The organism is Pseudomonas donghuensis, from assembly GCF_000259195.1.
Taxonomy (GTDB): domain Bacteria; phylum Pseudomonadota; class Gammaproteobacteria; order Pseudomonadales; family Pseudomonadaceae; genus Aquipseudomonas; species Aquipseudomonas donghuensis.
Window position 1 is genome coordinate 214,366 of sequence record NZ_JH650757.1, and the last position, 10,951, is coordinate 225,316.

Annotated in this window: 9 protein-coding genes; 1 reads left to right on the top strand and 8 read right to left on the bottom strand. The window is 63.5% G+C overall.

Annotated elements, in window-relative coordinates; genetic code table 11:
* Window positions 1-4: 4 nt before the first annotated feature.
* The 8 genes from UW3_RS0103295 to UW3_RS0103330 form a co-directional block, all read right to left on the bottom strand.
* Window positions 5-1,162, bottom strand: a complete 1,158-nt coding sequence (locus UW3_RS0103295) for an efflux RND transporter periplasmic adaptor subunit (protein WP_010220826.1) — start codon at window positions 1,160-1,162, stop codon at window positions 5-7.
* Between the two features lie 125 nt (window positions 1,163-1,287).
* Window positions 1,288-2,385: a DUF1513 domain-containing protein gene (locus UW3_RS0103300; protein WP_010220827.1), complete on the bottom strand. Its 1,098-nt coding sequence runs from the start codon at window positions 2,383-2,385 to the stop codon at window positions 1,288-1,290.
* A 2-nt stretch (window positions 2,386-2,387) separates the two neighbouring features.
* On the bottom strand, window positions 2,388-3,452 hold the full coding sequence (locus tag UW3_RS0103305; RefSeq protein WP_010220828.1) for an imelysin family protein: 1,065 nt from the start codon (window positions 3,450-3,452) through the stop codon (window positions 2,388-2,390).
* A 15-nt stretch (window positions 3,453-3,467) separates the two neighbouring features.
* Complete coding sequence (locus tag UW3_RS0103310; RefSeq protein WP_010220829.1) at window positions 3,468-4,895, bottom strand: di-heme oxidoreductase family protein; 1,428 nt, start codon at window positions 4,893-4,895, stop codon at window positions 3,468-3,470.
* Between the two features lie 196 nt (window positions 4,896-5,091).
* Window positions 5,092-6,426 carry an imelysin family protein gene (locus UW3_RS0103315; protein WP_010220830.1) on the bottom strand — a complete coding sequence of 445 codons (1,335 nt, stop codon included), beginning with the start codon at window positions 6,424-6,426 and terminating at the stop codon, window positions 5,092-5,094.
* Between the two features lie 151 nt (window positions 6,427-6,577).
* On the bottom strand, window positions 6,578-8,629 hold the full coding sequence (locus tag UW3_RS0103320) for a putative bifunctional diguanylate cyclase/phosphodiesterase (protein ID WP_010220831.1): 2,052 nt from the start codon (window positions 8,627-8,629) through the stop codon (window positions 6,578-6,580).
* Between the two features lie 345 nt (window positions 8,630-8,974).
* Window positions 8,975-9,571, bottom strand: a complete 597-nt coding sequence (locus UW3_RS0103325) for a superoxide dismutase (RefSeq protein WP_010220832.1) — start codon at window positions 9,569-9,571, stop codon at window positions 8,975-8,977.
* A gap of 189 nt (window positions 9,572-9,760) precedes the next feature.
* On the bottom strand, window positions 9,761-10,360 hold the full coding sequence (locus tag UW3_RS0103330) for a LysE/ArgO family amino acid transporter (protein WP_010220834.1): 600 nt from the start codon (window positions 10,358-10,360) through the stop codon (window positions 9,761-9,763).
* 121 nt (window positions 10,361-10,481) lie between these two features.
* Between UW3_RS0103330 and UW3_RS29195 the strand changes: the two genes are divergently transcribed.
* Window positions 10,482-10,951 (top strand): ArgP/LysG family DNA-binding transcriptional regulator (locus UW3_RS29195; protein WP_010220836.1); only part of this gene is annotated, 470 nt, incomplete at its 3' end.

The window sequence follows — 10,951 nt, forward strand, 5'->3', positions numbered from 1 at the left end:
TTGATCAGTTGCTGCGCGGCTGGCGGGTGGGGGCTTGCAGGGTCTTGTCCGGGCTGATGCTGATCGGCGCGCCCTGGGTGAGTTTCAGTTGGCCGGCGGTGACCACCGTTTCACCGGCCTTGAGCCCTTTGCTGATCACCACCAGGCCATCGCGGCGTTCACCGGTTTCCACGAAACGGCGCTCGGCGATCAGTGTCGCCTGGCCTTCGGGGGTGGCCTGTGGCTTGGCGTCCTCGGCCTTCTCGGGCTTTTTCGCCACGGCGACGTACACCGAGTTGCCGTAGAGCGTATAGGTGACCGCGCTTTCCGGCACCACCACCTGTAGCTGCGGATCGGGCAGCAGCACCTGCAGGCTGGTGAACATGCCGGGCAGCAGCTTGCCGTCGGGGTTGGCCAGGGTGGCGCGGACCTGCACGTTGCGGGTGCTGTCCTCAACCTTGGGGTTGATGGCGCTGAGGGTGCCGGGGAAGTTCTCCTGTGGGTAGGCGGCGACGTTGACCAGCACCTGCTGGCCAATGCTCAGCTTGGGAATCGACTGCTCGGGGACAAAGAAGTCGACGTAGAGGCTGCTCAGGTCCTGCAGGGTCGCGATGACTGTGCCGCTGGCCAGGTAGTCGCCGACGTCCACCTGGCGGATGCCGATGGTGCCGCTGAACGGTGCGTTGATGCTCTTTTTCGCCAGTGCGGCCTTGAGTTGTTCGACCACCGCCTTGGTGCGCTTGAACTGTGCGCTCAAGCGATCGAACTCGCCCTTGGAAATGGCCTGGCTGCCGACCAGCTGGCTGCCGCGGCTGTAATCGACCTGGGCCAGGCCCAGGTCGGCCAGGGCGGTACCCAGCAGCGCGGTTTCGACATCGCTGTCCAGTTGCAGCAACAGCTGGCCCTTGCTGACCTGCTGCCCGGACTCGAACTGCAGGGCCTTGACCGTGCCGGCGATCTCCAGGCTCAGGTCGACCCCTTGCAGGGCCTTGAGGCTGCCCACTGCCGGCAAGCGGTTCTGCCAGGCGCGTTCGCTGGCCTCGGTCGCCGCCACGTTGATCGGTGGCTTGGGGGCCGCGAACATCTGGATCTGCTGATAGATGGCAAAGGCTTTGTAGCCCCCCAGGATCAGCACGAGCAGCAGGACAACACCCAACATGATCAGCATGCGGCGGCGCAGCATAGTCCAGTTCCTTGGAGACGAATTGTGGTTCGCTTGGCACGACGACGGGCGTCCCTGCCCACGTGCGATGTAGCCGAATATTACTCTGTTGACCGGGCCTGGGAAGCCTGTGTTCCCGGCTATTTTCAGGCCAGGTGCAGGTGGTTGTCCCAGAGCCCCGAGGGCAGTTGCAGCGGCTGGCCGATCAGCTCGTTTTTACGGCAGTCGTACAGGCGGCAACGGCCCTGTCCGGAGGTCACGACAAAACCGTCGGCCACGGCGACGACGCCGGCGCAATCGGGCATCGGGGCGTCCAGGCGTACCTGGGCGCTGTCCAGGTCCCAGATGAACAAGCGGTTGGCCCGTGGTGCGGTCAGCGCCACCAGGCGCAGCTCATTGTGAACGGCGACGCTGGCGGTGTAGTGGGCCATCGACTGCAACTGCTGCTCGGGCACCGGGAAGGCTTCGAATGCCTGGCCCGGACGTTTGATCGCCAGCAGTTCGGCCGTCTCGTGGCTGGCGCCCATGAACTGTTGGCCGGCGACGATGGTGCCGTCGGCGGCAATCGCCAGGTGGCGCACACTGTTCATCTGCTGGCCGAGTACCTCTTTGCTCAGCAGGGTACCGTCGCGCTGCATCAGCACCAGGCTTGGCTGCATGGCATCGAGGTTCATCTCCACCCGGCTTTCGGCCTCGGTGCGGATACCGCCGTTGGCCACCACCAGGGTCTCGCCGTCGGGCATCCACGACACCTGGTGCGGGCCGATGCCGTGGGTCGGGATTTCACCGCTGTGCTGCAGACGTTCGCCGTCGAACCGATACACCCCGAGCACGCCACGACCGGGGTCGGTGGTGTCGTTCTCGGTGGCATAAAGCCATTCACCGCTCTTGTGGATCACCGCGTGGCCGTAGAAGTGCCGGTTCGGCTGCGAGGTGATGGTCTGCAGCAAGCGGCCATCGCGCAGGTCGATCAGGTAGCTCTCGGTGCCGGGGCGGCGGGCGACGAACAGGGCAATCGGCTGCTCGGGGTGGTTGATGATGTCGTGGCAACGCTGGCCCACCAGGGTGGCGAATACCTGGGTACCGTCCAGGCGGTAGCCGACGGCATAGTGCTTGCCGTCGCCATCGTCACGCGCCGAGAGCAGCAGCGGGGCGCTGCTCTTGTTGCGAAACAGGGCCCAGCCGCCGAGGGTGAGGGCGCTGAGCACAACGCTACCGAGTTTGAGAGCCTGGCGTCGCAACATGATCAGTCACCGTCGTTGGCATTGAAGCCCAGCTGGATGCCCAACGCCTTGGCCAGCTCGCCTTCGTGCAGGCGGTGGACGACGTTGAGGCTGTCGTAAATGGCATTCAGTTGCTGGCGACCGGCTTCGTCGTCGAGCAACTCACCCAGGGTTTTCTGGTTGATGGCCAGCAGCTTGATCGCATTGGCGTAGGCGGCGTCGATCTTGTCGGCCAGGGCCTGCTGATCCTTGCCCAGCAGGCCACGCAGGCCTTTGTTGTCGACCCCGACCCAGACGGTCTGGGCCGCGTTCAGGCTGGCTTCCAGGCTTTTCAGCGAGGAGTGGCTGCGCCAGGCTTCGGCCTGCAGCGGCTGCGGGATGCCCTTGCTCAAGCGGCCCATCGGCGCGCCGAGCTTTTTCTTCAGGGTGTCCAGGGCGGTGACCTGGGCGCGCAGCAGGTCGGCAATGGCTTCGTGGGAGTCGGCATAGCGCTGGTTGGGGAACTTGGTCATCTGCGCCAGCATGCCATCGGTGCTGTTCCAGCCTTTGAGGATTTCTTCGGCCAGGGTCTTCTGGTGTTCGCCGATGGCCACCAGCAGCGGGCAGTAACGGGCTTTCTGTTCGGCGTTGGCGGCGTCCGGCTTGCTGTCGAAGAGGATGTACTCGTAAGCCGACAGGCCGCGCACGACGACACTGGATTTGCCCAGGGTTTCGGCATCGACCGGCGTGTCGGCATTGATCAGTTGCTCGACCTGACGACCGACCAGGTTCTTCTTGTCGGGCCAGAACTGCACCTGCCAGGCGCGGTTGCCTTCCGCCAGCGGGCCAATCAACAGCGGCTGCAGCTCGGCCCAGGCTTTTTGCGCATGGAGGAAGTCGGCGCGGGCAGTGGCCAGGTCCGCTTTGCCTTCACAGAAAGCCAGGGCACTGACGGCCAGTTGGCGGTCGGCTTCGACCCAGCGGCTGTAGGTCGGCAGGATCACCTGTTGGGCGATCGCCGCCGAGGTCAGCGCTTGCGGGTCTTGCGGCGAGCAGGCGCCGAGGGCGAGGGCGGCAAGGCTGGTGAACAACAGTTTGGGACGGAACATGCCCGGCTCCTTTGCTTAAAGTGAATTCAGAAAGGCCAGCAACGCGGCGCGCTGCTCGGCATTGAAGGTCAGTACGTGCTGCTTGGCCGCCTCGGCCTCGCCGCCGTGCCAGAGCACGGCTTCGAGCAGGTCGCGGGCGCGGCCATCATGAAGAAACTGGGTGTGACCGCTGACGGTCTGGTTCAAACCGATGCCCCACAGCGGCGGGGTGCGCCAGTCCTGCCCGCTGGCGGCGAACTCGGTGCGGTTATCCGCCAGGCCCGGGCCCATGTCGTGCAGCAGCAGGTCGCTGTAGGGGCGGATCAGCTGGCTGGCCAGCTCCGGCTCGGCGGCGTCGCTGGCGGTGGTGAACTGTGGCGTGTGGCAGCGTTGGCAACCGGCCTGGTGGAACAGGTTCTTGCCGGCCAGGACCTGGGTTGAATCGACGTCCTTGCGCACCGGCACCGCCAGGTTACGGGTGTAGAACAGCACCAGGCGCAGGATGTTGTCGCTGACTTCCTGCTCGCCATTGGCGCCGTTACCGTTGGCGGCGTTGAGGCAGTCGGTTTGCGCCGGGGTGCAATCGTCCATCGGCCGCAGACTGGTGGTCAGGCCCATGTCACCGGAAAAGGCGTGGACATTCTGCTGATTGAGGTTTGGCTGCCCGGCCTTCCAGCCAAAGCGGCCGACTACGGTCTGGCCCAGGGCATCGTCCCAGACCCGGTTGGCGCGGCCACGGATGCCATCGCCATTAACGTCATCGGGGTCGGCGTTGGCCAGGATTGCCGCCTCAGGGATGGCTTCGAGCAGGCCCAGGCCGATCATCGGCGGGGCGACCCGGGCGGAGAAACGGGTGTCCGGGTGCATCGGGCCGTAGCCCAGCTGGCTGATCTGCAACCGCGGCGTGCGCAGCTCCACGTGGGTACCGTCCTTGAAGGTTACGGTGTGCGCATCGTATTCAACGCGCACCTTGCCTTCGGGGGCGACACCGGGCACTGCCATGTCCTGCAACTGACCGCCATACACAGGCTCCGGGACGATGCCCAGTTGCTCGATGACCTTGGCGTACTGTGGTTGGTCAGGGATCGACAGGCGCACCAGCATCGACACCGAGTTGGCCGCGTTGGGCCCGGGCGGATGGCCGCGACCGTCCTTGATGTGGCAGTTCTGGCAGGCATTGGTATTGAACAGCGGGCCCAGGCCGTCGCGGGCAGTGGTGGTTGACGGCGCAATCACCCAGGGGCTGCGGAAAAAGCTGTTGCCGACGCTGAAGTCCAGGCGCCGGCTTGGCGGCAGGTTGGCCGAAGGCATGGAGTAGGCGTTCTGGTCGCGCTTGTTCACCGTGGCCTTGCCACCGGCCAGCGCCTCACCGGGCTCGGCCTGGGTGAAATGCGGGGCATCGTCGCAACCGGCCAGGAACAGGGCCAGAAGCAGGGGGCTGAGGCGGGAAAGCAACGAGGACATCAATAATCCTGGGGCTTGGGCAAAAAACCGGCGTGCAAGCTTAGCAGGCTCAGGGAAATTGAATAAGAGGGATTTGCGTTTGCTGGATGAAATCTATCGCGGGGCAAGCCAGCTCCTACAGTGGGAGCGGGCTTGCCCCGCGATAATGCGCATAAAAAAGACGACCCGAAGGCCGCCTTTGTTAACCGCTACTGAATCAGAACTCGTGATCAGCGCTGTCTGGCGCCAGGTTGGCAATCCCCAGCTTGCTTGCGGCCTGTTCGATCGCACCGGTCTGTTTGACCAGGGCGGCGATGGCGTCACGCACGATCTGGTTGCCGGCAGCGTTGTCGGCCGCGATCAGCTGGTCGTAGTGCTCGCCTTTGGCGGCGTGGTCGACCATGACCTGGATCTTGGCTTCGGTCGCTTCCAGGTCGGCCTTGAGGGTGGTGTCGGTAGCTGCGTCGACCTTGGCCACCAGCGACGACAGGCTTGGCCCAGTCAGCTTGGTGCCGTCGGTGCGGGTGTATTCGCCCAGGTAGACGTTGCGGATGCCCTTGGCGTCGTAGAAGTGCGAGTTGTGGGTGTTGTCGCTGAAGCAGTCTTGCTCGTCTTCAGGCGAGTTGGCTTCCAGGGAAACTTTCATGCGCTCGCCAGCCAGTTCGCCCAGCGACAGGCTGCCCATGCCGAACAGCATCTTGCGCAGGCCGTCGTTGACAGGCTCGGCTTCGAGGGTGGCGCGGTAGTTGGTGGCGACGTTCGGCGCCCAGTTGCCGACCATTTCTTCGAGGTCATTGACCAGCAGTTGGGTTACGGCTTTCAGGTAGGCGCGACGGCGTTCGTTGTGGCCGCCGGTAGCGCCCTTGCCTTCCAGGTAGTCGGAGGCAGGACGGGCGCCAGCGCCTGGGCCGGTGCCATTCAGGTCCTGGCCCCAGAGCAGGAATTCGATGGCGTGGTAGCCGGTGGCGACGTTGGCTTCGGAGCCGCCCAGTTCGTTCAGGCTGGCCAGTTTCTCCGGGGTGATGTCCTTGACGTCAATCTTGTCTTCGCCGACCTGCACTTGCAGGTTGGCGATGATGTTGGCGGTCGCGCCAGGGTTGCCCAGGGCGTGCTCGTAGCTCTTATCGACGTAATCGATCAGGCCTTCGTCCAGCGGCCAGGCGTTCACCTGACCTTCCCAGTCGTCGATGATGGTGTTGCCGAAGCGGAACACTTCACTCTGCAGGTACGGCACGCGTGCGGCGACCCAGGCGGCCTTGGCGGCGTTCAGGGTTTCGTCGTTGGGCTTGGCGAGGAAGGCGTCGATGGCGGTTTGCAGGGTCTTGGCGGTGCTCAGCGAGTCGCTGTAGACGGCATGGACCATGTCGGCGTAATGCTTGACCACGGCCTTGGCTGCTGCCTCGTCAACGGCGCCAGCAGGTGCGGCAGCCGAGGTGGTGGCGGCCGGAGTTTGCGGTGCGGCGGCCTTGTCCTTGTCCTTGCTGTCGCCGCAACCGGCGAGAGAGATGGCAATGGCCAACAGACTGGCGGTGGCCAGAGGCATACGAATCATGGCGAATTCCTGCGTCGAGAGGTTGGACAAGCGTACCGGGGCACGCAAAACTGCAACATAATGCGAAAGATTTGCATTTTGTGTAAAGGGGCAGTCACGTAAATATTCAAATGCGTGTTTTTGTCACTTCTGGCGATGCGGACGGGGGTTATTACAGAATCGAAACCTGGTTGCGCTGCGCCTGTTTCAGGAACGCGGTCAACTCCCGGGCTGGCAGTGGTTTGCTGTAGTGATAGCCCTGACCTTCATGGCAACCTTGGGCAATGATGTAGGCCTCCTGTTCAGCCGTCTCCACGCCCTCGGCGATCACCTGCATGCCCAGGCTCTTGCCCAGCTGAATGATGGCGCGAACGATGGTGGCATCGTCGTCGTCATCGAGCAGGTCCTGGACGAAGCTCTTGTCGATCTTGATCTTGTCCAGCGGCAGCGATTTCAGGTAGCTGAGCGAGGAGTAGCCGGTACCGAAGTCGTCAATGGCGATCAGCGCCCCGGAGCGGCGCAGGCTCAGCAGGTGCTGGGCGGCGGTGCTGATGTCTTCCATCAGGCCGGTTTCGGTGACCTCCAGCTCCAGGCTGCGCGGTGGCAGGCGGTAGATCTGCAGCAGGTTGTTGACCACCCGCGGCAGCTCGTTGTGGTGCAGTTGCACGGTCGACAGGTTGACCGCCATGCGCAGTTCGCTGAAGCCCTGGTCATGCCAGTCGCGCAGTTGCCGGCAGGCCTGGTCGAGTACCCACTCGCCGATGGTGATGATGTTGCCGTTCTGCTCGGCCAGAGGGATGAACTGGTCGGGCGGGACCATGCCCAGCTCCGGATGCTGCCAGCGCAGCAGCGCCTCGACGCCGACCACGCGGTGGTCGCGGTAGCTGATCTGCGGTTGATAGACCAGAAACAGCTGGTTGCGCGGCAGGGCTTCGCGCAGGTCTTTTTCCAGCTCGCGACGGCGGCGCATCTCGCTGTCGACGCTGGCGATGTAGAACTGGTAGCGGTTGCGTGAGCGGGCCTTGGCCAGGGTCATGGTCTGCTCGGCTTTTTGCAGCAGCTTCTCGGTGCTGTCGCCGTCTTCGGGGAACAGGGTGATGCCGATGGTGGCGCGCAGGCGGATTTCCTGATGGTCGAGCGCGAACGGCGCCTCGAGGTCATCGAGAATGCTCTGGGCCAGTTCTGCCGCTTCGTAGGGCTGCTCGATATCGGCCTGGACCAGGGCGAACTGGTCGCCACCCAGGCGTGCCAGGGCGCCAAGCCGGCCACTGTGGGCGCGCAGGCGATCGGCCAGGGCCAGCAGCAACTGGTCGCCGGCCTGGTAGCTGAATTGCTCGTTGATGCTCTTGAAGTCATCCAGGCCGACACACAGCACTGCCACCCGGCGTTGCAGGCGACCGGCGTCGATCAGGATCTTGTCCAGTTGCTGCTGTAATTGCTGGCGATTGGGCAGGCCGGTGAGAAAGTCGTATTGGGCCATGCGCAGCAGGCTGTTCTCGGCCTCGTGACGCAGGTGGGTGTTGCGCTCGATCGACGCCAGCAATTGGTTGGCGGTATTGACCCACAAGCCCAGCTCGTTCTTTTCGTGGCCCTTGATCAGCGGCAACTGATGCTGGCTGGGGCGGTCGGGGTTGATCTGGGTGAGGTGCTCGATGATCTTCGACAGCGGCTTGGTCAGCATCCAGTGATAGACCAGGTACAGCACCAGGCCCATGGCCAGGGCGCGCAGCACACCGGAAATGAAGATGATCACCGAACTGACCAGAAAGCCCTCGCCATAGGACGCGGTGTCGAGGGTGATGCTCAGGTCGCCGTAATATTCGCTGTAGGGGCCACGGCCGACCAGTTGGGTGGTGAAGCTGCGTTCCTGGCCGAGAATCAGGTCGGTCAACCAGCGGCTGGAGACTTCCTGCAGCGGGCGGGATTTTTCCGCCAGCATGGTTTCATTGGGATGGCCGATGGCGGCCATGCGCACGGACTCGTCCTGGAACAAGCCCTCCATGACCTGCATGCCCATTTCCTTGTCCAGGCTGTACACCGCCTGGGTTGAAGGATCACGGAACATGTCGAGGATCCGTTGGGCGTCATTGGCGACGGCCTGGCGGGTCTTGTAGGCATCGAAGACGATCTGCGCACAACTGAGAACTACACCGACGACCAACGCCGAGAGCAGTACTACCCTGAGCAACTTGACCGATAAGCTGTTCTTGAGTTCCAGCTTCAATGGGGTTTCCTTAATCCATGCGCATGGCATCATTTTGCCATCAAACTTGGCAATCCACTATCGGCCGTCAACAGGACTTCTCCAGCTCCGTGAGGGTGCATTTTTGCCCCTGGAGCAGGTTGGGTGCCTGCCGTCACTGTATCGGTTGCCCGGCCTTGCGACTTTAATCCGTGGGAAAGAGTTTCCCAACGTTTGATGTTAGCGTGCTCTGCGTGCGCGGCAAGATGCACGGCGCGGGAATAGGATGAAAAATGTTGCAGCATCGGCGCCCATAAAAAAGCCCACCGCTAGGGTGGGCTTCTCGGTCGCTCGATACCGGATCACGCGTATCGATCAGCAGCCGTCTCAGGCAGTGAAGGTCTTGCCTTCGAACTGCTCGGCAACGAACTTCCAGTTGACCAGGTTCCAGAACGCCTCGACGTACTTCGGACGCAGGTTGCGGTAGTCGATGTAGTAGGCGTGTTCCCAGACGTCGCAGGTCAGCAGCGGGGTATCGCCGCTGGTCAGCGGGTTGCCGGCGCCGATGGTGCTGGCCAGGGCCAGGGAACCGTCGGCTTTTTTCACCAGCCAGCCCCAACCGGAACCGAAGGTGCCGACCGACGTCTTGGTGAACTCTTCCTTGAACTTGTCGAAGGAGCCGAACGCGGCGTTGATGGCTTCAGCCAGGGCGCCGGTTGGTTGGCCGCCGGCGTTTGGCGCCAGGCAGTTCCAGTAGAAGGTGTGGTTCCAGACCTGAGCGGCGTTGTTGAAGATACCGCCCGAGGAGGTCTTGACGATCTCTTCCAGGGTCTTGCCTTCGAACTCGGTGCCAGGCACCAGGTTGTTCAGGTTCACGACATAGGTGTTGTGGTGCTTGTCGTGGTGGTATTCCAGGGTTTCCTTGGAAATGTGCGGCTGCAGGGCGTCGTGGGCGTAAGGCAGCGGCGGCAATTCAAAAGCCATGGTGATTCTCCTAATCAGGTCTGTTGCGGTGAGCGCAAGGCCGATCACGGGCGGCCGGTGTGCGTCGGCGAGTCTGTACTCTTTGCGACGCAAGGGCTGGATCATAGCACCGGGCCCGGTGCTTAACCACGCAACAAGTGTACGGGAAAGAGGTTCCAGAGCCTTTGCCGGTGCCGGACGAGCGGCGCCTCAGGTAAAGATCAGCTGCGCCGCCACGGCAAACATCATCACCGCCACCATCAGGTCGAGCAGCCGCCAGGTCCCAGGCCGCGCCAGCCACGGGGCCAGCCAGGCGGCGCCCAGGGCCAGGGTGAAGAACCACAGCAGCGAGGCGCTGGCGGCGCCGGCCACGTAGGCGCCGGGCACGGTTTGCTGGGCGCCCAGTGAGCCGATCAGCAACACGGTGTCGAGGTACACATGCGGGTTGAGCAAGGTCACCGCCAGGGCACTGAGCAGCACTGCCCGGCGCGAGCGCAGGCCCTGGCCTTCGCCTTGCTGCAGGCTTTGTTGCGAGCAGGCCCGCAACAAAGCCTTGCCGCCGTACCAGAGCAGAAATACTGCACCGCCCCAGCGTGCCACGGCCAGCAGGGTCGGGTTCTGCGCCAGTACCGTGGCCAGGCCGAACACTCCGGCCGCCACCAGGATGGCGTCGCAGACCACGCACAGCGCCGCCACCGGCAGGTGATGTTCACGGCGCAGGCTTTGCGCCAGGACAAAGGCGTTTTGCGTGCCGATCGCCATGATCAGGCCGAAGGCGACCAGCAGGCCGTTCAGGTAGCTTTGCCACATAGGGAGGACTCCACGGACGCCCGCAGGGCGCGGGCGCAAATACAAAGAAGATGCTGGCCATTGTGGGGATGTCATCTGTATAAGAAAAACAAATAAAGCTGATCAGGCATTAGGAAAAATAATGTTCGATTACAAACTGCTTTCTGCCCTCGCTGCCGTCATCGAGCAGGCCGGTTTCGAGCGTGCCGCCCAGGTGCTGGGCCTGTCGCAGTCGGCGATTTCCCAGCGCATCAAGTTGCTTGAAGCGCGGGTCGGCCAGCCGGTGCTGGTGCGCGCCAACCCGCCAAGCCCCACCGATGTTGGCCGGCGCTTGCTCAACCATGTGCAGCAGGTGCGCCTGCTTGAACGCGACCTGCAGAGCCAGGTGCCGGCGCTGGACGAGGAGGGTATGCCGGAGCGTTTGCGCATTGCCCTGAACGCCGACAGCCTGGCGACCTGGTGGGCCGCTGCGGCGGGTGAGTTCTGCGCTGACCAGCAGGTGCTGCTGGACCTGGTGGTGGAAGACCAGGAAGTCGGCCTCAAGCGCATGCGAGCCGGTGAAGTGGCCGCCTGCTTGTGCGGCAGCGAACGGCCGGTGGCGGGGGCCCGCCG

Coding starts and splice junctions, on each gene's coding strand:
- UW3_RS0103295 (WP_010220826.1), bottom strand. CDS start 1,162: ATGCTGCGCCGCCGCATGCTGATCATGTTGGGTGTTGTCCTGCTGCTC.
- UW3_RS0103300 (WP_010220827.1), bottom strand. CDS start 2,385: ATGTTGCGACGCCAGGCTCTCAAACTCGGTAGCGTTGTGCTCAGCGCC.
- UW3_RS0103305 (WP_010220828.1), bottom strand. CDS start 3,452: ATGTTCCGTCCCAAACTGTTGTTCACCAGCCTTGCCGCCCTCGCCCTC.
- UW3_RS0103310 (WP_010220829.1), bottom strand. CDS start 4,895: ATGTCCTCGTTGCTTTCCCGCCTCAGCCCCCTGCTTCTGGCCCTGTTC.
- UW3_RS0103315 (WP_010220830.1), bottom strand. CDS start 6,426: ATGATTCGTATGCCTCTGGCCACCGCCAGTCTGTTGGCCATTGCCATC.
- UW3_RS0103325 (WP_010220832.1), bottom strand. CDS start 9,571: ATGGCTTTTGAATTGCCGCCGCTGCCTTACGCCCACGACGCCCTGCAG.
- UW3_RS0103330 (WP_010220834.1), bottom strand. CDS start 10,360: ATGTGGCAAAGCTACCTGAACGGCCTGCTGGTCGCCTTCGGCCTGATC.